Here is a 19,948-nt window from a genome sequence, read left to right as displayed (position 1 = left end):
TGCACCGACGGGAGCAGTGAACCAGTTAGACGGTCTGTCAACAAGGGGTCGCGCGCGGGTCGGCCCGGCTTTGGCGACACTGGTCCCATGGAGCCGGTCGCGGCCTTGGAACGCATCGCCTTCCTGCTGGAGCGCGAGGACGCCTCCCCGTACCGGGTGAAGGCCTTCCGCACCGCGGCCGAGGCCGCCCGCACGCTGCCCGCCGGGCCGGTCGACGCCGCCCGGGCCGCCCGGCTGCCCGGTGTCGGCCCGAAGACCGCCCGGGTGATCGCCGAGGCCTCGGCCGGAGGCGTCCCCGGCTACCTCGCCGAACTGGAGGAACGCGCCGGGCCGCTCGCCGAGGGCGCCGACGCACTGCGGGCCGCCCTCAAGGGCGACTGCCACCTGCACTCCGACTGGTCCGACGGCGGCAGCCCGATCGAGGCGATGGCCCGCACCGCCCGCGACCTCGGCCACGCCTGGGCCGTCCTCACCGACCACTCGCCCCGGCTGACCGTCGCCCGCGGCCTCAGCGCCGAACGGCTGCGCGAGCAACTGGAGGTGGTCGCCGCCCTCGACCGCGAACTCGCGCCCTTCCGGCTGCTCACCGGCATCGAGTGCGACATCCTCGACGACGGCTCACTGGACCAGGACGAGGACCTGCTGGCCGAACTCGACCTGGTCGTCGCCTCCGTCCACTCCAGGCTGCGGATGGAGCGCGCCCCGATGACCCGCCGTCTGCTCGCCGCCGTCCGCAACCCGCTGGTCGACGTCCTCGGTCACTGCACCGGCCGGCTGGTCGGCGGCCGCACCCGCCCCGAGTCGCAGTTCGACGCCGAGGCGGTCTTCGCGGCCTGCGCCGAGTCCGGCACCGCCGTCGAGATCAACTGCCGCCCCGACCGCCGCGACCCGCCGACCCGGCTGCTGCGCCTCGCGATCGACACCGGCTGCGTCTTCGCGATCGACAGCGACGCGCACGCCCCCGGCCAGCTCGACTGGCAGCAGTACGGCTGCGCCCGCGCCGCCGACGCGGGGCTGGAGCCGGAGCGGATCGTCAACACCCGCCCGGCCGAGGAACTGCTCGCCTGGACGGCCGCCTGACGGCTGTGCCGCGCGTTCAGACGGTGAGCCGCTCCCGCAGGTGGCCGAGGGTCTCGTCCTTGATGCCGAGCCCGGCGCGGGCGTAGCTCTCGACGTCGCCCCAGCCGTCCTCGACCGCCTGCCGGGCCGCCTCCAGGTACGCGGGGTGCGCGCCGAACACCGCGTCGGCGATCTCCGGGTCGCCGCCCGCGGCGGTGAACTCCGCGATCACCGGTGCGAACGCGGCCTGCACCGCGACACCGACCGACAGGTACTCGTCGGTGACCGTCCGGTCGTCCGCGCCGAGCAGCAGCAGGACGAGCGCCGCCCCCCAGCCGGTGCGGTCCTTGCCCGCGGTGCAGTGGAACAGCACCGGACCGCCGTCCCGGTGCGCGAGCGCGGTCAGCAGCTGGCGGTACGACTGCCGGGCGGACTCGGCCGTCACGAAGGAGCGGTAGTCCGCGGCCAGCGCCCGGGCGGCCCGGCCCCCGCGGAACTCCCGGTTGGCGAGCGCGGGGTCGGCGAAGGCGAGGGCCAGCCGGGCGGCGGTGCCGGTGCCCGCCGGGTCGGCCATCACGTCGGCGACCAGCAGGTGCGCCCCGCCGGGCACCCGGTCGGGGCGGGCGGTGCGCTCCCGCTCGGTGCGCAGGTCCACGACGGTCCGCACGCCGAGGGCGGCGAAGGCCGGGTCGCAGGTGAGGTCCAGGCGGTCGAGGCCGCCGGAGCGGAACGCCAGGCCCTGGCGGACCCGGCCGCCGGGCAGCGCGATGCCACCGAGGTCGCGCAGGTTGGCGACGGTGCTGGAGCGCACGATCTGCGAGCACTGCATGGCTACCTCCCGGCAGGGGACGCGACTCATCTGCACGCTAGGCCCTGCCGTGACCGGTCGCTCGCGGAGCGCGTCCGGCCGGGCGGACGCCGGCCGACGGTGGGGCGCGCAGGGGGCGCACACCGGCGTACCGGGCGCGTGCCGTCCGTGCCTCGCGCGCCGCATTGCCCCACGGACCGTCAGGCGGCAGTGTGTGTCGGGGCTCACACAGGGTGGGCGGAGGAAGGACGGTACCGCCGGACATGGCAGCCAAGATCCTGATCGTCACCGGTGACGCGGCGGAGTCGCTGGAGGTGTTCTACCCCTACCAGCGGCTGCGCGAGGAGGGGTACGAGGTGCACATCGCCGCGCCCGCCAAGAAGACGCTGCAGTTCGTGGTGCACGACTTCGTGGACGGCTTCGACACCTACACCGAGAAGCCCGGCTACACCTGGCCCGCCGACCTCGCCGTCGCCGACGTCGACCCGGCCGACTACGTGGCCCTGGTGATCCCCGGCGGCCGCGCCCCCGAGTACCTCCGCAACAACGCCGACGTGCAGCGCATCGCCGCGCACTTCTTCCAGGAGGACAAGCCGGTCGCGCAGATCTGCCACGGCCCGCTGATCACCCTGGTCGGCGGCACCCTCAACGGCCGCACCACGGCCGCCTACCCGGCGCTGGAGCCGGACGTCGAGGCGGGCGGCGCCGACTTCGTCGACGGCGAGGCCGTGGTCGACGGCGTCGTGGTCTCGGCCCGCGCCTGGCCCGACCACCCGGCCTGGATGCGCGCCTTCGTCGAGGTGCTGCGCGAGAAGGCGCCGGTCGAGTAGGACGACCCGCCCCGCCCGGAGACTCCGGGGGCGGCCCGCCGGCACCGGGCCGGCGGGCCGCCCCGCGTCGGGGCCCGGGCATCGGCCGGCCGGCCGTCAGAGCCGATCGGCCCAGGGCGGGTTGGGCCCGGCGACACCGCAGGTCAGTGCCGCCACCTCGGCCGCGAAGCGGCACGCCTCGGCCACGGCGGGCACCGTGAGCCCGTCCAGCCGTCCGCCGAGCAGGCCCTGCGCGTCCAGTCGGTGCAGCAGCCCGGCCGTGAACGCGTCCCCGGCGCCGACGGTGTCCACCACCTCCACCCGCCGGGCGGGTACGGCGATCCGCTCCCCGTTCAGCGAGGCCAGCGCGCCCTGCGGGCCGAGCGTCACCACCACCAGCGGCACGCCGTCCTCGTGGAACCGGTCGCAGACCGCCTCCACCCCGCTCTCCGGGAAGAGGTGGCCGACGTCGTCCGCGCTCAGCCGCAGGACGTCCGCCAGCGCGCACCAGCGCGGCAGCCGCTCCCGGTAGACCGCCGGATCGACCAGCAGCGGACGGACGTTGGGGTCGATCGACACCGTCGCGGCCGCCGCGGCCCGGGCCAGGTACGCCTCGATCGCCGGCCCGCCCGGGTCCCGCACCAGGGCCAGCGAGCCGGTGTGCACGCAGACCGGCCCGGCCGGCGGCACGGCCGCCAGCTCGGCCTCCGTCCACTGCCAGTCCGCCGTGCCCTCGGCGTGGAACGAGAAGCTGGCCCGCCCCTCGCCGTCCACCTCGGCGACCGCCAGGGTGCTCGGCTCCGCCGCCGCCACGCAGCCCGACAGGTCGACCCCGGAGCCGGCCAACTGGGCCCGGAACAGCCGCCCGAAGACGTCGTCCGCCAGCCGCGCCCGGAACGCCACCGGGGTGCCCAGCCGGGCCAGTGCCACCGCGGTGTTGGCCGGCCCGCCGCCCGGGTGCACCCGCAGGGCCAGTTCGCCGGGCCCGCTCAGGGCCGCATCGGTGAAGGCGTCGGCGACGCACTCGCCGATCACGGTGACGCGGACCGGACTGCTGGGCACGGCGGGACCTCCTGGGCGCGGCGGTGAGGAGGCCATCATGCCGGGTGGGCGGCCCCGTCGAGCAGCGCGGCGACGAACCGCCGCCGCGGCACCGGGTGTTCGCCGAACCATCGGCCGAGCCGGTGGGCGGCGTCCGGCAGTTCCAGCCGCCGGTGGTCGGACCGCGCCGCCAGTGCCCGCCCGACCGCCGCGGTCACCTCGGCGGGGATCACCTCGTCGCGGCCGGGCACGGCCAGCACCGATCGCCCGCCGAAGCACTCCAGCGCGGTCAGCGCCGCCGAGTCCCGCCAACCGCCGGGCCGCCTGATGATCCCGGTGAAGCCCGCGCCGAAGGGCACCGGCCAGGCCTCCCGCGCGTACACCGCCGGGGCGCACAGCCCGACGGCCCGGACCCGCGGCCCGTACCGCGCCGTCAGATCGGCCACCGTCTGCCCGCTCATGCTGAATCCGACCAGCACCAGCCCCTCGCCGTCGGCGTGCCGGTCGATCAGGGCGGCGGCCTGCCGCAGCCGGCGCTCCAGCGACAGGTCCGCGAGTCGTCCGGAACTCGCGCCGTGCCCGGAGAAGTCCAGGGCGAGGGCGCGGCAACCCCGTGCGGCGAGGTCGCCGAGCAGCGGCAGCAGGGGGCCGCTGTCGCTGTCGCCCGCGCCGTGCAGCGCGACGGCGGTGAGCCCGTTCGGGGCGTCGGGTGCGAGGGCGACGGCGGCGAGCCGCTCGCCGTCGGCGTCGACCGGGAATCGTCGGGGCCGGCGGCCCTCGGAGGGGGAGCGTTCCACGGACCGGGCGACGTCCGGGGCGGCCGGGCGGTTCCTCCGGGGTGCCGGGCCGGCCGATCGGGTGAAGGGTGGAGGCATGGCAGAGCAACCGGAAGCCGTGCTGAAGCTGTTCGCCGACGCGCAGGACACCTTCGGCCGGCACGTGCGCAGGGCCGCCGCCCACGACGCCTGGGAGGCGCCGACGCCCTGCACCGACTGGACCGTCCGCGACCTGGTCGGCCACCTCACCTCCGAGCACCTGTGGGTGCCGCCGCTGCTGGCGGGCCGCACGGTCGCGGAGGTCGGCGACCGCTTCGACGGCGACGTGCTCGGCGACGACCCGGTGGCGGCCTGGACGGCCGCCGCCGAGGCGTCCCGCGCCGCCTTCGACGCCTCCGGCGCGCTGGGGCGGACCGTCGCGCTCTCGTACGGCGACCGCCCCGCCGAGGGCTACTGCCGGGAGATGACGGTCGACGCGATCATCCACGCCTGGGATCTGGCCGTCGGCGTCGGCGCCGACCTCGCCATGGACGGGGCGGCCGCCGAGTTCGCGTTCGCCGAGCTCCAGGCGTACGGCGGCGACCTCTCCTCCTCCGGGGTGTTCGGCCCGGCCGTGCCGGTGCCCGAGGACGCCGACACGCAGGCGAGGCTGCTCGGCCTCGCCGGCCGCGACCCGGCCGACCCGCTGCACACGGGCGGCTGACCGGGCGCGGCCGGCGCCGCCGGCCCGCGGGTCAGCAGCTGCGCAGACCGGGCACCTGGTTGAGCAGCTGCGCCCGCGCCGAGGTGAACCGGGCGTACGCCTCCGTCCGCTCGGCGCCGGGGCGGAAGACCGCCACCCGGTGGCAGTTCTGGAAGGCGATCCGCACGCCGAAGTGCCGCTCCAGGCTGCCGCGGATGGCGTCACTGGCCATGGCGCGCAGCAGCTGCCCGCGCTCCTCGTCCGTCGGTGCGGTGGTGTTGTCGGCGAACTCGGCGGGGGAGTCCTGCAGTTCGCCGCTGAGCTCGGCGACCGTGCGGTAGGCGTACGGCAGGGAGGTGCGGACGGTCTCGACGAACTCCGCCTCCTCCACCTCGCCGTGCTCGGCCTTCTCCAGCAGGGCGGCGGGGACGTTCAGGGACATGCGGGTGCTCCTCGGCTGTGCGGGGTCGGTCGGGGACGGTGGTTCGCCAGATTCTGAAAGTGAAAGTCATTTCCAGCAAGCGCCATCCTGAACACCGCTTGACGGCCTGTCAAGCCGACGCTGCGCCGAACGGGTGCCGGGTCGCGCCGCACACCGGCCGTTCCTAGGCTGGGGGCGAGGAGGTGTCCCGGTGGACGAGCACACGAGTGGCGGCACCGACCGGCGGATCCTGGACCGGATCGGTGAGATGGTCGCGGCCGAACGCGAGCTGCGGACGATGCTGGCCGAAGGACGGATCGACCCGGCCAGCGAGCGGCAGCGGCTGCGCGAGCTGGAGGCGGAGCTCGACCAGTGCTGGGACCTGCTCCGGCAGCGTCGGGCACGGGCCGACGCGGGGGACGACCCCGACCTCGCCGCGGTGCGCAGCATCGAGGAGGTCGAGCGGTACGAGTCCTGAACCCCGGGGCGCTCCGGAGCCCCGGGCCGGTCAGCCGCCGCGGGTGCGGAGCAGGTCCTCCAGCGCCGCGGCGTTGCGCCGCACGTCCGCGGCGAGGGTGTGCAGCAGGTCGCGGCTGTCGGGGTCGCGGTCGCCGAACCAGTCGGCGATCTCCCGGTAGGTCGCGAGGACGATCCGCTCGGCCCGCAGGTTGCGGTCGAGGGTGGCGGTCAGCGCGGCGTCCGCTGGCACCGAGTAGTCGGTGTGGGCGCGCTGCGCCAGGGTGTCCGGGTCGAAGTTGGGGCGCCCGCCCAGTGCGGTGATCCGCTCGGCCACCGCGACGGCGTGCCGCATGCCCTGCTCGGCGTGCGCGGTCAGCAGCGCGGCCGCCCGGCCGGACTCGGGGCCCCCGCCGGCGGCGGCCAGGGCGTCCCGGGTGTAGCGGAGCCAGCCGACCACCTCGGTGGCGATCACGTCGTTGAGCACGCTGACGGCCCGCTCCTCGTCCAGGTGCGGCGCGGTTCCGGGCTCGGTGGCCATCGTGCGCAGCGCCTCGCGGCTGATGCGGGTCACGTCGACGGCGAAGCTGTCGGCCATGGCGGTGCCTCCTGTGCGCGGGCGGTCCGTCACGACCGACGGTATGCCGGACGTCCGCGGAGGGAAACCGGGGCCGGCCCCGTGCGGGGGCCGGCCCCGGTCGCCGGGTGCTCAGAGCGGCAGCAGCTCGGGGCGCTTGGCCTCGACGTGGTCGCCCGAGGACTCGCCGCGCAGGCGGCGGCCGACCCACGGGATCAGGTACGTCCGGGCCCACGCCAGGTTCTCGCGGCGCTGCTCGGCCGGGGTGGGCTCGGGGCGGTGAGGCCAGGGCGCCTCCGGGTCCTGCTCGACCGGCAGCCCGAGCGAGCGGGCGGCCAGCAGGGCGACCCGCTGGTGGCCCTCGGGCGAGAGGTGCAGCCGGTCCTCGCTCCAGGCCCGGCGGTCGTGCACCGAGCGCAGCGACCACAGGTCGGCGACCGCGCAGCCGTTGCGGTCGGCGATCGCCCGCATGTGGCCGTTGTACGTGGCGATCTTGCCGCGCAGGTGGCGCAGCACCGGCACGGTGCGGGTGTCGAAGCCGGTGCACACCAGCACCGTCCCGGCGCTCTCGCGGAGCTGCAGGACGGCCGACTCGAACCGCTCGGCGACCTCGTCCGGGTCGCTGCCCGGGCGCAGGATGTCGTTGCCGCCCGCGCAGAAGGTCACCAGGTCCGGCGCGATCCGCCGGACCTCGGGCACCTGCTCGGCGGCGATCTGGTCGAGCAGGCGGCCGCGGACGGCGAGGTTGGCGTACCGGAAGTCGCCGTCCGGCCGGCGGTCGGCGAGCATCCCGGCGAGCCGGTCGGCCCAGCCGGCGTAACGGCCGTCGGGGCCGGGGTCGTTCAGGCCCTCGGTGAAGCTGTCGCCGAGGGCAACGTAGGAAGTGGGGTCAAAGGTCTCCAGTGGATCAGGCATGGTGCCGATGGTTCACCCTCTGAAGTGACCTACGCCACCGTAGGTGGCCCGTTGCAGAGCGTGATCTCCGCCACCCCCCGCGGCCGGGCGTGCCACCCGGCCGTCGGGGACGCCTCCGGGGGCCTCAGGCCGCGGCCGCGCAGCCGTCCAGGATCACCCGGCCGACCAGCTCCGGATCGTCGCTCATCGGCACGTGCCCGCAGCCCGGCAGCCGCACCAGGCGGGCGCCGGGGATCTCGTGCAGCGCCCGCAGGCCCTGGCGGCGGACGAGCAGCCGGTCCCGGGCGCCCCAGGCGATGGTCACCGGCACGCCCGGCACGTCCCCGGTGAAGCGGACGCTGCGGCCCGCGGCCAGCGTCGGCGCGAAACCGGTCGCCTCGCGCAGCGCCCTCGTCTCGCCGATCGCGCCCTCGGGCGAACGCCGGCCCGGCCGGGCGTAGATGCTGCTGACCAGCAGGGCGCGGCCCGCGGCGGAGCGCGCCAGCCGTTCGACCGCGGACCGCGGCAGCGTCCGGGCGCCGAGGCGCATCCCGGCCAGCACGGCGAAGGCGTAGCGGCGCTCCGGCTCCGTCCAGAAACCCGCGGGAGAGAGGGCGGTGACCGAGCGGGCGAGTCCGGCCCGGCCGAGGCCGAGGGCGAGCAGGCCGCCGAGCGAGTTCCCCGCCACGTGCGGACGCTCGATCCCGAGCGCGGCGCAGAACGCTCCGATGGTCGGGACGGCGGCCTCCAGGCCGTACGGGACGCCGTCCGGGAGCGCCGGCGAGGTGCCGAAGCCCGGCAGGTCGACGGCGACCACCTCGTGCCGGGCGGCGAGTGCGGGCAGCACCGGGCTCCAGGCCTGCCAGTGGTGGCCGATGCCGTGCAGCAGCAGGAGCGGGCTGCCGGAGCCCTCCCGGTGGTAGCGCACCGTCGCCGTGCGCGGGCCGTACGGGGAGGGCAGGGCGAAGGTGACCTCGGCGGACATGCGGACGCTCCTCTGTGGGACGGAATGTCAGCAAGAATTACCGACCGGTAGCAAACCCCGCAAGGGATCCGCCGGATCCGCCGTGCCCGATCCCTCGGAGCCGGGCCCGACCCCTCAGAACAGCGCCGACTGGGCGTCCGGGGCCGGCGGCCGCCGGTGCGCGCGCACCTCCACCCCCGAGCAGGGCCCCGACGGAGCCGGCGACAGCCCCCAGCCCGTCAGCCGCCGGGCGTCCAGCAGCAGCAGCGGCTCATCGCCACCGGCCTGCTCCAGGAACAGCTGCCGTCCGATCGGCGCCCGCAGCGTGCCGCCGATCGTGGCGCCGTCCGCCACCGCCACCACCTCGCGGTACACCCGCGGCGGACCGTCCACCAGCCCGAACAGGCCGACCTGGTCCACCACCTCGCCCGCCGGGAACAGCTCCACCGGATGCCCGGCGAGCAACCCGGTCACCGCCGCCCGGAGCTCGGCCACCCGCGCCGCCCGCTCCGCAGGACCGGGCAGGTGCCACCACTGCTCCGCCTTCGCCCGCACCCCGAACCGCTCGCGCGCCAGCCCCGCCCCGGACACCGTCAACTCCGCCCGGCGCACCGCCGGCAGCGGACCGCGGGCCACCACGGTGAACACCGGAGCCCCCTGCTCCTGCAACCGGGCCCGGCCGCGCTGCTCCGCCGTCAGCCCCACCTTGGCCAGGTCGCCGCCGAACCAGGCCAGGTAGAGCAGGTACGTCCGGCCGTCGTCGAGGATCCTGTCCCGCGCGAGCGCCAGCCCCCGGTCGACCGCCTGGCACGGCGGGCAGAGCACCGCGCCGCCGTTCGGATCGATCTCGGCCCGGTGCGGGCACGGCCGCTGCTCCGTCTCGCCGGCCAGCCACGGGCCCGAGCAGTACCGCGGGCCGTGCAGCCGCCAGCTCACCGCCGTGCCCGCGGTGACCACCCGCTCGTGGTGCCGGCCGCCGCGCACCGCACCGAGCACCGGCTGCCCGTCCCGCCAGTGCAGCCCCGTACAGCGCCACCCCGCCTGCCCGTCCACCGTGCACCCTCCTCGTCGCCGCACCCATCTCACCAGACGCCACTGACAGGCCGGGACGGCCCGCGTGCCCCGCGGCCACCCCGCTGCGGGGGTCGGTGCGCGGGCGTACGGTCTAAGGCGCGGGGGAGGGCGAGCCGAAGGAGGCGGCGGCATGGCGGAGCAGCGGATTTCCGGGATCGACCCGTCGGCGGTGCCGAGCGGCGAGGGGTGCGCCGAGTGCCTGGCCGGGCAGGACGCCGGCTGGTGGCTGCACCTGCGGCGGTGTGCCGAGTGCGGGCACATCGGGTGCTGCGACTCCTCGCCGTCCCAGCACGCCACCCGGCACGCCCGGGACAGCGGACACCCGTTCATCACCAGCTTCGAGCCGGGTGAGGACTGGTTCTGGAACACCGAGACCGGCGAGTACTACAACGGGCCGGACCTGGCGCCGCCGCTCTCCCGGCCGGAGGAGCAGGCCTCGCCGGGCCCGTCCGACAAGGTGCCCACGGACTGGCGGAGCAGGCTGCACTGACGGCCGGCGGACCGAAGCGGGTGCCTCAGTCGCCGAGGGCGAGCCGCAGGCCGAACAGGGCCACCACACCGCCGGTGATCCGGTCGAGGACGCGCTTGGCGGTCGGCCCGGCGAGCCGGCGGCGGACGACCCGGGCGAAGCCCACCAGCACCGCGGACCAGAGCGTGCCGAGCACGATGTGCTCGCAGGTGAGCAGCGTGCCGAAGGCCAGGTGCGGGGCGCCCGGCGGAACGAACTGCGGCAGCAGCGCCATGTAGAAGACGCCGACCTTGGGGTTCAGCAGGTTGGTGAGCGCCCCGCGCCGCCAGCCGGCGCCGAAGGCGTCGCGCTCGCCGGTGTCCGCCGGGTCCGCGGCGCCGGCGGTGTCGCCCGCGGGCTCGCGCCGCCAGGAGTCGCGGATCATGCGGCCGCCCATCCACAGCAGGTAGGCCGCACCGGCCCAGCGCAGCAGCTCGTACGCGAGGTGGGAGGCGGTCAGCACCGCCGTGGCGCCGGCGGAGGCGAGGACGCCCCAGGCGAGGGTGCCGGTCTGGATGCCGAGGACGACGCCCCAGGCGCGGCGGCGGCGGCCGAGGACGGCGGTGCGCAGGATGAGGGCGGTGTCGAGGCCGGGGGTGAGCGTCAGCAGGCCGACCAGGAGGGCGAAGGACCAGAGGGCGGTGGCGTTGTCCATGCCCGGTGAGCCTATCGGTCGGCCGTTCCCCGGTCGCCGGGGCGGGGCCAGCTGCGGCCCTCCTTGCCCTCGATGCTGCGGTTGAGCCGGGTGAGCAGCCGGGCGAGGGCGGCGACCTCGTCCTGCGGCCAGTCCGCCAGGACGGAGGCCAGGCCGTTGAGCGACCACTCGCGGTCGTGGTGCAGCCGGCGCAGCCCCTCCCCGGTGATGCGCAGTTTGCGGGCGATGCCGCCGGCCGGGTCGGGGATGCGCTCGACGAGGTTCTGACGGAGCATCGCGGCGGTCTGCCGGTTGACCGTGGAGGTGTCCAAGCCGAAGGCCTCGGCGAGTTGACCGATGGTCATCGGCCCCTCGGCCTCGATCCGGCTGAGCAGGGTGTACGCGCTGCGCTCCAGGCGGCCGCCGGGGTCGGCGCGCAGCGAGCCCATCGCCTGGTGGCGACCGATCAGCATCAGTTCGCGTTCGAGGTCGCCGAGCTCCTCGTGCACAACGTCCTCCTCGTCGCTCCGTCGCCGTGATCGTCGGTTCCAGTCAATCTTATGTGCATGATGCATATCGTATGTACGATGCATATCGCACCCCCGTGACTTGGAGCCCCCCTTGAGCACACCCCCCACCGCGCGCAGCGGCGGCGGCGCGATCATCGGCGTCCTCGCCGGCGCCGGCATCGCCGTCTCGCTGATGAACACGCTCGTCGTCCCGCTCATCCCCGACCTGCCGGAACTGCTGGGCACCACACCCGCGAACGCCTCCTGGGCGATCACCGCCACCCTGCTCGCCGGCGCCGTCGCCACCCCCGTGTTCGGCCGGCTCGGCGACATGTACGGCAAACGCCGCGTCCTGCTCGCCAGCCTCGCCCTGATGGTGATCGGCTCCCTCGTCCCGGCGCTCGCCGGCGGCCTCGTCCCCATGGTCGTCGGCCGCGCCCTGCAGGGCTGCGCCGCCGCCGTCATCCCGCTCGGCATCAGCATCATGCGCGACGAACTGCCGCCGCAGCGGATGGGTTCGGCGATGGCCCTGGTCAGCTCCTCGCTCGGCATCGGCGGCGCACTCGGCCTGCCGCTCGCCGCCGTCGTCGCCCAGCACGCCGACTGGCACGTGCTGTTCTGGGCCTCCGCCGCGATCGGCGCGCTGGTGATCGCCCTGGTCGTGGCCCTCGTGCCGGAGTCCCCGGTGCGCTCCGGCGGCCGCTTCGACCTGGTCGGCGCCGTCGGCCTCTCCGCCGGACTGCTCAGCCTGCTGCTGGCCGTCTCCAAGGGCGGCGACTGGGGCTGGGCGAGCGGCACCACCCTCGGCCTGTTCGGCACCGCCGCCGCGGTGCTGCTCCTGTGGGGCGTGTGGGAACTGCGCACCGGCAGCCCGCTGGTCGACCTGCGCACCACCGCCCGCCGCCAGGTCCTGATGACCAACCTCGCCTCGGTGGTGATCGGCTTCGCGATGTACGCGATGTCGCTGATCGTCCCCCAGCTGCTGCAGCTGCCCGAGGGGACGGGCTACGGCCTCGGCCGCTCGATGGTGGTCGCGGGCCTGTGCACGGCCCCGTCCGGCCTGGTGATGATGGCCGTCTCGCCGTTCTCCGCACGGATCTCGGCGGCCCGCGGCCCCAAGGTCTCGCTGCTGATCGGCGCGCTGGTGATCGCGGCCGGCTACGCGCTCTCGCTCGGGCTGACCCACCACGTCTGGGGCATGGTGCTCTTCTCCTGCGTGATCGGCGCCGGCGTGGCCTTCGCCTACGCCGCGATGCCCGCGCTGATCATGTCGGCCGTGCCCGCCTCGGAGACCGCCGCGGCCAACGGCCTGAACAGCCTGATGCGGTCGATCGGCACCTCCACCTCCGCCGCGGTGGTCGGTGTGGTGCTCTCGCACATGACGGTCGCGACGGGCCCGGTCCGGCTGCCCTCCGAGAACGGCTTCCGGACAGGCCTGGCGATCGGCCTGGGCACCGCCGTCCTCGCCGCCCTGGTCACCCTCGCCGTGCCCGGCCGGCCCGGGCGGACCGTGCCGGGCGGGGCGACCGCTCCGGCCGTGGACGCGCAGCAGGACGGGGCCGCCGCACCCGCCGCGCAGTCCTGAGGGCGACCGGCCGCGCGGCCGGTGCGCCGCGGGCCGGCACCCCCTGCCGGAGGGGTGCCGGCCCGCGGCGGTGGGGAGCTGCGGGGGTGAGGGGGCGTCAGGCCTCCGCGCCCAGCCACAGGTCGGGGCCGAAGACCTCGTAGTGGACGTCGGCCGGGCGGACGCCCGCCGCGATCAGCTGCCCGCGGACGGAGCGCAGGAAGGGCAGCGGCCCGCACAGGTAGGCGGTGGTGCCGGCCGGGACCTCCACGCCGGCCAGGTCCACCAGGCCGGTGCGCTCGGCGGGCCACTCGCCGGCCGGCTGCTCGTAGAAGACGTGCGCCTCGGCGTCCGCGAGCTTGGCGGTGAGCTGCTGCAGGTCCGCGCGGAAGGCGTGGGCGAGCTGGTCGCGGTCGCCGTGCACCGAGATCACCCGCCGGGTGCTGCCGGCGGCCGCGAGGTGCGAGAGCATCCCGATCATCGGGGTGCAGCCGATGCCCGCGGAGGCCAGCAGCACCGGGCCGTCGCCCTCGGCCAGCGTCACGTCGCCGAACGGCGGGCTCAGCAGCAGGGTCGCGCCGGCTCCGACGTGCGCGTGCAGGTGGTTGGAGACCTCGCCGTCCGGGGTGCCCGCCACCCGCTTGACCGAGAACTGCAGGGCGCCGTCCGGCTGTCCCGAGAGGCTGTACTGGCGGATCTGGTGGGCGCCGTCCGGCAGTTCGACCTGCACCGAGACGTACTGGCCCGGGGTGGTGGCCGGCAGCGGGCCGCCGTCGGCGGGCCGCACCAGGAAGGTCGCCACGTCGTCGGTCTCCAGCAGCCGCGCGACCACGGTGTACGGGCGCCACAGCGCCTCCGGTCCGGTGCCGGCCCCGGTGTACAGGCCCTTCTCCAGCGCGATCAGCGCGTTGGCCATCAGCCAGTACACCTCGTCCCAGGCCGCCGCGACCTCCGGGGTCACCGCCTCGCCGAGCACCTCGACGATCGCCGCGAACAGGTGCTCGTGGACGACCGGGTACTGCTCCGGCGCGACGCCCAGCGAGGCGTGCTTGTGGGCGATCCGGGCGAGCATCGCGTCCGGCCGCTGCTCGGGGTGGGCGACCAGGGCGGTGGCGAACGCCGCGATCGAGCCGGCCAGCGCCTGCCGCTGGGTGCCGTTGGCCTGGTTGCCACGGTTGAACAGGTCGCGCAGCAGCTCCGGGTGGGCCTCGAACAGTCGCTCGTAGAAACGTGCGGTGATGTCGCCGACGGCGGCGCCGACGACCGGCAGGGTGGCTTCGACGACCGGGGCGTTCTGCGGGGACAGCATGGACGGCTCCTTAATCGGTATTTGATCTTCGTATTTTGCGGGACGGGAACGGGCGGGCCGTGCCGGTGGAACGGATCAGTCCGGCGGACGGACGGAGAGGCTCAGCAGGACCGGGCCGGTCGGGGACGCGACCAGGTCCTCGACCGAGAGCGGGTCGAGCACCGCGAAGAACGCCTCCTGGGCCTGGCGGAGCACCCCGCGGAGCCGGCACGACGACCGGAGCGGACACGGCGGGTCGTCCTCGCACCCCACCACGTCGCCGATCCCCTCCAGTTCGCGCAGCAGGGCGCCGAGCGAGCCGGTGCGGCCGGCCGGGGTGAGCGCCAGGCCGCCGCTGCGGCCCCGGCGCGCCTCCACCACGCCGAGGTGCTGAAGCCTGCTCACCACCTTGGCCGCGTGGGTGTAGGGAACCTCCATCGCCGCCGCGACCTCACGGGTGGTCGGGTTGGACGCCTCGTCCAGCACGGCCAGCCGCATGGCGATGCGGAGCGCGATGTCGGTGCCCTTCGTCAGCCTCACATCCGGAAGACTATCTAATGCGAATCTCGGATTCGTCTTTGGGGTCCCCGCTATCGCGTTCCCGCAGGTCGGGAGGCCTGTAGCTCCGCCAGCAGCTCGACGCCCGCCCACACCCGCGCCCTGCCCGGCCCGGCCTGCTCCGCCTCCCGGACGAGCTCGATCAGCCGGGCGTTGGCCGGCGCCGCCAGACCGTGCCGCCCGGCCATCGCCACCACCTCGCCCTGCAGGCTGTCGATCTCCGTCCGGCGGCCCCGCTGCAGGTCCTCCCAGGTGGACGACCGGGCCTCGGCGTCCACCTTCAGCGTCGCCGCCGCCAGCCGCCGGAACACGCCGTCGGGCAGGGCGAGCAGTCGGGGCATCAGCGCGGTCGGCAGGACGCCCAGCCGGGCCGGGTGCACGCCCTCCGCCCGCATCGCCGCCAGCGCCTCCCGCTGACACAGCGCCAGGCAGCGGCGGAACGCCCGCTGCCCGAGCTCCTCGCGCAGCGGCACGCCGGCGAGGGCGTTCACGGCGTTGTTCAGGTTCATCAGCAGCTTGCCGTGCTGCACCTCGCGCATGTCGGCGCGGCGCTCCACCGTCAGACCGGCCGCCGCGGCCGCCCCGGCGAGCGGGGCGCCGGCCGGCCGGTCGTCGATCATCAGTGCCCCGCCCGAGCCCTGGTGGAAGGTGCCCGGCGCGGTCTGCAGCACGTTGTACGGGACCATGCCGGCCACCACCGGGTGGTCCGCACCGACGGCCGACCTGATCAGCGCCGGATTGTGCAGGCCGTTCTGGAAGCTGACCAGGGCGGCGCCCGGAGCGAGAACCCCCGCGACGGAGGCGGCGGCCTCCGCGGTCGCGGCCGACTTCACCGTCACCAGCACGAGGTCGGCGCCCTCGGCGCCGGAGGGGTCGGTGGCCGTGCGGAGGTGCCCGGCGGGCACCCGGACGGTGGGGCGGCCGCCGCCGGTCAGGGTGAGGCCGTGCTCGCGCACCACCGCCATCCCGGCCGGACGGCCGATCAGGGTGACGTCGGCGACCTCGGCGAGCAGGCCGCCCAGGTGGCAGCCGATGCTGCCGGCGCCGAGCACGGCGATCCGCAGCCGCCCGGACGGCGGGGTGGGCGGGGTGGACGTCACGGCAGTCATCCTCCGGCGGGGGAACGGACGGTGTGCCGAGCACCCTAGGCGCTGGCCGCACCCACGGGAACCCGCAGGCGGCACCCCCCCGGCGCCCCCGGGGTGTCCGGGGCACCCGGTGAGCGCCCGTCGGGCTCGGTCAGGGGAGTGGGCCGAGGAGGGCGGTGGCGGTGGCGGTGATGCGGTCGCGGGTCTCGGTGCCGTCGAGGTAGCCGGCGACCATGGCGCCGTCGCGCAGGAGGAGCAGCGCCGCGGCCCCGCCGACCGGGTCGGGGTGGCCGCAGGCGGCGAGCAGGTCCGCGAGCGCGCCGCGGAACCAGCGGCGATGGGCGGTGACCAGCTGCCGGACGGGGTGGTCGGCATCGGGGTACTCGGCGGCGGCGTTGATGAACGGGCAGCCGCGGAAGCCGGGCCCGCAGACCTCGTCGGCGAGGGCCGCCACCAGGACGGCGAGGGTGGCGCGCGGATCGGGCGATGCCGCCGCGGCCGCCGCGAGCCGTTCCCGGACGGCCCGGTCGCGTCGGCCGAGGTAGGCGAGGACGAGTTCGTCCTTGCCGGGGAAGTGCCGGTAGAAGGTGGCCTTGGTGACGCCGGCCTCGGCGATCAGCCGGTCGACGCCCACGGCCTGGACGCCCTCCGCGTAGAACAGTCCGGCGGCCGTGTCGAGCAGCCTCTCCCGGGCCTCGGACCTGCGGGAGGCCGCTGTGGCGGGGGCTGTTCGGGCGTTCATGCGGCCCAACCCTACAGGCGTGCGGGGGCGCCACGGGGTGGTGGCCGTTCGCCCGGTGCCCGGGCGTGAGGGGGCGTCACCCGCGGTGCCGCGCCGTGCCGTACCGGGCCGTGCTCTTGCGCCGGAGGGCTACCCGCAAGTTAACTACCACTGCTAGTTAAATCCGGAGCGGACTCCGAGGAGCATCGGGTGGAGCACTACGCGGACCAGTACATCGGCGGCGGCTGGCGGCCCGCCGCCGGGCCGGACACCATCGTGGTGCTCAACCCGGCGACCGAGCAGCCCATCGCCACCGTCCCGGCCGGCACCGCCGCCGAGGTCGACGCCGCGGTGGCCGCGGCCCGCGCGGCCGCACCCGGCTGGGCGGCGAGCAGCCGCGAGGAGCGGCTCGCCGCCCTGACCCGGCTGCGCGACGGCCTGGCCGCCCACCGCGCGGAGATCGCCGCCACCGTCACCGCCGAACTCGGCACCCCCGCGGGCTTCGCCGACGCCGTCCAGGCCGGCACCCCGATCGCGGTGGCCTCGGCCTACCTCGACGTCCTCGCCGACTACGCCTTCCACGAGAAGGTCGGCAACTCCACGGTGTACGCGGAGCCCGCCGGGGTGGTCGCCGCGATCACGCCGTGGAACTACCCGCTGCACCTGATCGTCGCCAAGGTCGTCCCGGCCCTCGCGGCGGGCTGCACGGTGGTGCTCAAGCCGTCCGAGGAGACCCCGCTGATCGCCCGGCTGTTCGCCCGGATCGTCGACGGCGCGGGCCTGCCGCCGGGCGTCTTCAACCTGGTGACCGGCCTCGGCCCGGTGGTCGGCGCCGCGCTCGCCGCCCACCCCGGCGTGGACGTCGTCTCCTTCACCGGCTCCACCGCGGTCGGCCGCGCCATCGGCGAGAGCGCCGGACGCGGCATCAAGAAGGTCTCCCTGGAACTCGGCGGCAAGTCCGCGAGCGTCGTCCTGCCCGGCGCGGACCTGGCCCGCGCCGTCAACGTCAACCTGGCCAACGTCTTCGCCAACTCCGGCCAGACCTGCACCGCCTGGACGCGGCTGCTCGTCCACCGCGACCAGTACGAGGAGGCCCTGGCGATCGCCGCCGCCTCCGCCGCGAAGTACGCGCCCGGCGACCCGGCCGACCCGGCCACCCGGGTCGGACCGCTGGTCAGCGCCCGGCAGCGCGAGCGCGTCCGGGAGTGCATCGACGGCGCGCTCGCCGACGGCGCCCGGCTGGTCGCCGGCGGCCCCGGGGCCCCCGAGGGCCTGGAGCGCGGCTACTACGTCCGCCCGACCGTCCTCGCCGACCTCCCCCCGGACGCCCGCGCGGTGCAGGAGGAGATCTTCGGCCCGGTGCTGGTGGTGCTGCCGTACGACGACGAGGAGCACGCCCTCGCGCTCGCCAACGGCACCGAGTACGGCCTCGCCGGCGCCGTGTGGGCGGGCGACGAGGAGAGCGCCGCCGCGTTCGCCCGCCGCATGGAGACCGGCCAGGTCGACATCAACGGCGGCCGCTTCAACCCGCTCGCCCCCTTCGGCGGCTGGAAGAACTCCGGCGTCGGCCGCGAACTCGGCCGGCACGGCCTGGAGGAGTTCCTGCAGACCAAGTCCCTGCAGTTCTGACCGCCGCCCGCCCCGCCCGCCCACCCGTCCCCGTCCGAACACGCCGAGAAGACCACCGAGGTGACCGCCATGGTCCGCGCCGCCGTCCTGCGCTCCGCCGGGGCCCCGCTCGAGATCACCGACATCGACCTGCCGGACCCGGGACCGGGCCGGGTCCGCGTCCGCCTCGCCGCCGCCGGCGTCTGCCACTCCGACCTGTCGATCGGCCGCGGCATGCTCCGCGCCACCCTCCCGCTGGTCCTCGGCCACGAGGGGGCGGGCACCGTCGTCTCGGTCGGCGAGGAGGTCACCGGGGTGGCGCCCGGCGACCCGGTCGTCCTCAACTGGGCCCCCGCCTGCCGCGCCTGCCCGGCCTGCGCGATCGGCGAGCCCTGGCTGTGCGACAACTCCGGCGCCGCGTCCACCGGCCACTACGCCACCCTCCCGGACGGCACCCCGCTCCACCCCGGCCTCGGCGTCGGCGCCTTCGCCGAGGAGACGGTCGTCGACCGGCGCGCCGTCCTGCCGCTGCCCGCCAACGTGCCGCTGGCCTCCGCCGCCCTGCTCGGCTGCGCCGTCCTCACCGGCTACGGGGCCGTGCACAGCGCGGCCCGGGTGCGGGTGGGGGAGTCGGTGGTGGTGTACGGGCTGGGCGGGATCGGCCTGGCGGTGCTGCAGGCTGCCCGCCTCGCCGGGGCCTCGCCGGTGGTCGCCGTCGACGTCTCCCCGGAGAAGGAGGAACTGGCCCGCCGGCACGGCGCCACCGGGTTCCTGCTCGCCGGCGACTCCACCGCGAGGGCCGTCCGGGAGCTCACCGGCGGCCGCGGCGCCGACCACGCCTTCGAGTGCGTCGGCCGTGGCACGGCGATCCGCTCGGCCTGGTCCGCGACCCGCCGCGGCGGGCGGACGACCGTGGTCGGCATCGGCGGCAAGGAGGACACGGTCTCGTTCTCCGCCCTGGAGCTCTTCCACTACGCCCGCACCCTGACCGCCTGCGTGTACGGCAACTGCGACCCGGACGAGACGGTGCCGGTGCTCGCCGAGCACGTGCGCAGCGGCCGGCTCGACCTGGACGCACTGATCACCGACCGGATCTCCCTGGAGGACATCCCGGCCGCCTTCGAACGGATGGCGGCAGGCCGCGGCGGCCGCTCCCTGGTGCTCTTCGACCACTGACACCGCCCGGTACGACGCGGAAGGTCCCGCACCCCGACGGGGTACGGGACCTTCACGGCGCCCGGGAGCCTCAGGCGGCGGGCTTCCCGGCCGTCGCGGGGGCCGGGGCCGGCTTGGGGACCGGGGTGCCGGACTTCCGGAGGAAGAGGAAGAGGGTGGGCACCAGGTAGGCGGCCCAGACCGAGACCTGCAGCACCGTCGGGTCCGGCTGGAAGTTGAACACGCCCTTCAGCAGGGTGCCGTACCAGCTGTCCTTCGGAACGGTGCTGGAGATGTCGAAGGCCTGGCTGGTCAGGCCCGGGATCCAGCCGGCCTCCTGCAGGTCGTGCACGCCGTAGGCGAGCACGCCGGCCGCGACGACGACCAGCATCGCGCCCGTCCAGGTGAAGAACTTGGCGAGGTTGATCTTCAGCGCGCCGCGGTAGAACATCCAGCCCAGCACCACCGAGGTGAGCAGGCCGAGGACCGCGCCGACCAGCGGCCGCACGCCGTCGCTGGTCGCCTGGACGGCCGTCCAGATGAACAGCGCCGTCTCCAGGCCCTCCCGGCCGACGGCGAGGAAGGCCGTCACCACCAGGGCGAAGGTGCCCATCGCCAGCGCGGCGTCCAGCTTGCCGTGCAGTTCGGCCTTCAGGTGCCGGGCGGTGCGGCGCATCCAGAAGACCATCCAGGTGACCAGGCCGACCGCGACGATCGACAGCGAGCCGCCGAGCGCCTCCTGCGCCTCGAAGCT

At 75.7% G+C, this 19,948-nt stretch carries 23 protein-coding genes; 8 read left to right on the top strand and 15 right to left on the bottom strand.

Annotated features, from left to right (window positions below; translation table 11 throughout):
- Window positions 1-87: 87 nt before the first annotated feature.
- Window positions 88-1,080, top strand: coding sequence for a PHP domain-containing protein (locus tag AB0O09_RS30090; protein WP_363546923.1), 993 nt, complete (start codon window positions 88-90; stop codon window positions 1,078-1,080).
- Between the two features lie 16 nt (window positions 1,081-1,096).
- Here the strand turns inward: AB0O09_RS30090 and AB0O09_RS30085 are convergent, their stop codons facing one another.
- Window positions 1,097-1,888, bottom strand: a complete 792-nt coding sequence (locus AB0O09_RS30085) for a tyrosine-protein phosphatase (protein ID WP_363546920.1) — start codon at window positions 1,886-1,888, stop codon at window positions 1,097-1,099.
- A 242-nt stretch (window positions 1,889-2,130) separates the two neighbouring features.
- Between AB0O09_RS30085 and AB0O09_RS30080 the strand changes: the two genes are divergently transcribed.
- Window positions 2,131-2,697 (top strand): DJ-1/PfpI family protein, encoded by a 567-nt coding sequence (locus AB0O09_RS30080; protein WP_363546917.1) that lies wholly within the window; start codon window positions 2,131-2,133, stop codon window positions 2,695-2,697.
- Window positions 2,698-2,793: 96 nt separating this feature from the next.
- Here the strand turns inward: AB0O09_RS30080 and AB0O09_RS30075 are convergent, their stop codons facing one another.
- Window positions 2,794-3,738, bottom strand: a complete 945-nt coding sequence (locus tag AB0O09_RS30075; RefSeq protein WP_363546914.1) for a carbohydrate kinase — start codon at window positions 3,736-3,738, stop codon at window positions 2,794-2,796.
- 35 nt (window positions 3,739-3,773) lie between these two features.
- A complete protein-coding gene (locus AB0O09_RS30070; RefSeq protein ID WP_363546912.1) occupies window positions 3,774-4,514 on the bottom strand; it encodes an alpha/beta fold hydrolase in 741 nt (246 codons plus the stop codon).
- A 76-nt stretch (window positions 4,515-4,590) separates the two neighbouring features.
- On the opposite strand from AB0O09_RS30070, the gene AB0O09_RS30065 reads away from it, so the two are divergent.
- Complete coding sequence (locus tag AB0O09_RS30065; RefSeq protein ID WP_363546909.1) at window positions 4,591-5,196, top strand: TIGR03086 family metal-binding protein; 606 nt, start codon at window positions 4,591-4,593, stop codon at window positions 5,194-5,196.
- Window positions 5,197-5,227: 31 nt separating this feature from the next.
- Here AB0O09_RS30065 and AB0O09_RS30060 read toward each other — a convergent pair whose 3' ends face one another.
- Window positions 5,228-5,617 carry an SCO5389 family protein gene (locus AB0O09_RS30060; protein ID WP_344624290.1) on the bottom strand — a complete coding sequence of 130 codons (390 nt, stop codon included), beginning with the start codon at window positions 5,615-5,617 and terminating at the stop codon, window positions 5,228-5,230.
- A 190-nt stretch (window positions 5,618-5,807) separates the two neighbouring features.
- Between AB0O09_RS30060 and AB0O09_RS30055 the strand changes: the two genes are divergently transcribed.
- The gene (locus AB0O09_RS30055; protein WP_363546906.1) at window positions 5,808-6,074 is read left to right on the top strand and encodes a DUF2630 family protein; all 267 of its coding nucleotides are present in this window, start codon (window positions 5,808-5,810) and stop codon (window positions 6,072-6,074) included.
- Window positions 6,075-6,104: 30 nt separating this feature from the next.
- Here AB0O09_RS30055 and AB0O09_RS30050 read toward each other — a convergent pair whose 3' ends face one another.
- The 4 genes from AB0O09_RS30050 to AB0O09_RS30035 all read right to left on the bottom strand — a co-directional run bounded on the left by AB0O09_RS30050 (window position 6,105) and on the right by AB0O09_RS30035 (window position 9,540).
- Window positions 6,105-6,650, bottom strand: a complete 546-nt coding sequence (locus tag AB0O09_RS30050) for a ferritin-like domain-containing protein (protein WP_344624288.1) — start codon at window positions 6,648-6,650, stop codon at window positions 6,105-6,107.
- 111 nt (window positions 6,651-6,761) lie between these two features.
- Complete coding sequence (locus tag AB0O09_RS30045) at window positions 6,762-7,544, bottom strand: SGNH/GDSL hydrolase family protein (RefSeq protein WP_363546902.1); 783 nt, start codon at window positions 7,542-7,544, stop codon at window positions 6,762-6,764.
- Window positions 7,545-7,668: 124 nt separating this feature from the next.
- The gene (locus tag AB0O09_RS30040; RefSeq protein ID WP_363546899.1) at window positions 7,669-8,508 is read right to left on the bottom strand and encodes an alpha/beta fold hydrolase; all 840 of its coding nucleotides are present in this window, start codon (window positions 8,506-8,508) and stop codon (window positions 7,669-7,671) included.
- Between the two features lie 114 nt (window positions 8,509-8,622).
- Window positions 8,623-9,540 carry a DUF2797 domain-containing protein gene (locus AB0O09_RS30035; RefSeq protein ID WP_363546896.1) on the bottom strand — a complete coding sequence of 306 codons (918 nt, stop codon included), beginning with the start codon at window positions 9,538-9,540 and terminating at the stop codon, window positions 8,623-8,625.
- A gap of 151 nt (window positions 9,541-9,691) precedes the next feature.
- On the opposite strand from AB0O09_RS30035, the gene AB0O09_RS30030 reads away from it, so the two are divergent.
- Window positions 9,692-10,051, top strand: a complete 360-nt coding sequence (locus tag AB0O09_RS30030) for a UBP-type zinc finger domain-containing protein (RefSeq protein ID WP_363546893.1) — start codon at window positions 9,692-9,694, stop codon at window positions 10,049-10,051.
- A 25-nt stretch (window positions 10,052-10,076) separates the two neighbouring features.
- On the opposite strand, the gene AB0O09_RS30025 is transcribed toward AB0O09_RS30030, so the two are convergent.
- The gene (locus AB0O09_RS30025; protein WP_363546891.1) at window positions 10,077-10,724 is read right to left on the bottom strand and encodes a LysE family translocator; all 648 of its coding nucleotides are present in this window, start codon (window positions 10,722-10,724) and stop codon (window positions 10,077-10,079) included.
- A gap of 11 nt (window positions 10,725-10,735) precedes the next feature.
- Window positions 10,736-11,176 (bottom strand): MarR family winged helix-turn-helix transcriptional regulator, encoded by a 441-nt coding sequence (locus AB0O09_RS30020; protein WP_363547013.1) that lies wholly within the window; start codon window positions 11,174-11,176, stop codon window positions 10,736-10,738.
- Between the two features lie 148 nt (window positions 11,177-11,324).
- On the opposite strand from AB0O09_RS30020, the gene AB0O09_RS30015 reads away from it, so the two are divergent.
- Window positions 11,325-12,797, top strand: coding sequence for an MFS transporter (locus tag AB0O09_RS30015; protein WP_363546888.1), 1,473 nt, complete (start codon window positions 11,325-11,327; stop codon window positions 12,795-12,797).
- A 97-nt stretch (window positions 12,798-12,894) separates the two neighbouring features.
- On the opposite strand, the gene AB0O09_RS30010 is transcribed toward AB0O09_RS30015, so the two are convergent.
- The 4 genes from AB0O09_RS30010 to AB0O09_RS29995 form a co-directional block, all read right to left on the bottom strand.
- Complete coding sequence (locus tag AB0O09_RS30010; RefSeq protein WP_363546885.1) at window positions 12,895-14,085, bottom strand: globin domain-containing protein; 1,191 nt, start codon at window positions 14,083-14,085, stop codon at window positions 12,895-12,897.
- Between the two features lie 75 nt (window positions 14,086-14,160).
- On the bottom strand, window positions 14,161-14,604 hold the full coding sequence (locus tag AB0O09_RS30005) for an Rrf2 family transcriptional regulator (RefSeq protein WP_344624280.1): 444 nt from the start codon (window positions 14,602-14,604) through the stop codon (window positions 14,161-14,163).
- Between the two features lie 50 nt (window positions 14,605-14,654).
- Window positions 14,655-15,722: a 2-dehydropantoate 2-reductase gene (locus tag AB0O09_RS30000; protein WP_363546882.1), complete on the bottom strand. Its 1,068-nt coding sequence runs from the start codon at window positions 15,720-15,722 to the stop codon at window positions 14,655-14,657.
- A 139-nt stretch (window positions 15,723-15,861) separates the two neighbouring features.
- On the bottom strand, window positions 15,862-16,452 hold the full coding sequence (locus AB0O09_RS29995) for a TetR/AcrR family transcriptional regulator (RefSeq protein ID WP_363546880.1): 591 nt from the start codon (window positions 16,450-16,452) through the stop codon (window positions 15,862-15,864).
- 189 nt (window positions 16,453-16,641) lie between these two features.
- On the opposite strand from AB0O09_RS29995, the gene AB0O09_RS29990 reads away from it, so the two are divergent.
- Entirely contained in the window at window positions 16,642-18,060 is a 1,419-nt protein-coding gene (locus AB0O09_RS29990; RefSeq protein ID WP_363546877.1) for an aldehyde dehydrogenase family protein, read from the top strand.
- Between the two features lie 69 nt (window positions 18,061-18,129).
- Window positions 18,130-19,215: a Zn-dependent alcohol dehydrogenase gene (locus AB0O09_RS29985; RefSeq protein ID WP_363547011.1), complete on the top strand. Its 1,086-nt coding sequence runs from the start codon at window positions 18,130-18,132 to the stop codon at window positions 19,213-19,215.
- 70 nt (window positions 19,216-19,285) lie between these two features.
- Here the strand turns inward: AB0O09_RS29985 and efeU are convergent.
- On the bottom strand, window positions 19,286-19,948 hold a 663-nt coding region (gene efeU, locus AB0O09_RS29980), incomplete at its 5' end, for an iron uptake transporter permease EfeU (RefSeq protein ID WP_363546874.1).

Origin of the sequence: Kitasatospora sp. NPDC093679, from assembly GCF_040683455.1 — a bacterium.
In the GTDB taxonomy this organism is placed as follows: Bacteria; Actinomycetota; Actinomycetes; order Streptomycetales; family Streptomycetaceae; genus Kitasatospora; species Kitasatospora arboriphila.
Note: the sequence above shows the minus strand (reverse complement) of the source record. Positions and strands in the feature narration are given on the sequence as shown.

What these genes read in the sequence shown, in the direction of transcription:
- AB0O09_RS30020 (WP_363547013.1), bottom strand. Translation starts at nt 11,176, where the DNA reads ATGCTGATCGGTCGCCACCAGGCGATGGGCTCGCTGCGCGCCGACCCC.
- AB0O09_RS29985 (WP_363547011.1), top strand. Translation starts at nt 18,130, where the DNA reads ATGGTCCGCGCCGCCGTCCTGCGCTCCGCCGGGGCCCCGCTCGAGATC.
- AB0O09_RS30085 (WP_363546920.1), bottom strand. Translation starts at nt 1,888, where the DNA reads ATGCAGTGCTCGCAGATCGTGCGCTCCAGCACCGTCGCCAACCTGCGC.
- AB0O09_RS30045 (WP_363546902.1), bottom strand. Translation starts at nt 7,544, where the DNA reads ATGCCTGATCCACTGGAGACCTTTGACCCCACTTCCTACGTTGCCCTC.
- AB0O09_RS29995 (WP_363546880.1), bottom strand. Translation starts at nt 16,452, where the DNA reads ATGAACGCCCGAACAGCCCCCGCCACAGCGGCCTCCCGCAGGTCCGAG.
- AB0O09_RS30030 (WP_363546893.1), top strand. Translation starts at nt 9,692, where the DNA reads ATGGCGGAGCAGCGGATTTCCGGGATCGACCCGTCGGCGGTGCCGAGC.
- AB0O09_RS30060 (WP_344624290.1), bottom strand. Translation starts at nt 5,617, where the DNA reads ATGTCCCTGAACGTCCCCGCCGCCCTGCTGGAGAAGGCCGAGCACGGC.
- AB0O09_RS30090 (WP_363546923.1), top strand. Translation starts at nt 88, where the DNA reads ATGGAGCCGGTCGCGGCCTTGGAACGCATCGCCTTCCTGCTGGAGCGC.
- AB0O09_RS30010 (WP_363546885.1), bottom strand. Translation starts at nt 14,085, where the DNA reads ATGCTGTCCCCGCAGAACGCCCCGGTCGTCGAAGCCACCCTGCCGGTC.
- AB0O09_RS30040 (WP_363546899.1), bottom strand. Translation starts at nt 8,508, where the DNA reads ATGTCCGCCGAGGTCACCTTCGCCCTGCCCTCCCCGTACGGCCCGCGC.
- AB0O09_RS30080 (WP_363546917.1), top strand. Translation starts at nt 2,131, where the DNA reads ATGGCAGCCAAGATCCTGATCGTCACCGGTGACGCGGCGGAGTCGCTG.
- AB0O09_RS30025 (WP_363546891.1), bottom strand. Translation starts at nt 10,724, where the DNA reads ATGGACAACGCCACCGCCCTCTGGTCCTTCGCCCTCCTGGTCGGCCTG.
- AB0O09_RS30065 (WP_363546909.1), top strand. Translation starts at nt 4,591, where the DNA reads ATGGCAGAGCAACCGGAAGCCGTGCTGAAGCTGTTCGCCGACGCGCAG.
- AB0O09_RS30050 (WP_344624288.1), bottom strand. Translation starts at nt 6,650, where the DNA reads ATGGCCGACAGCTTCGCCGTCGACGTGACCCGCATCAGCCGCGAGGCG.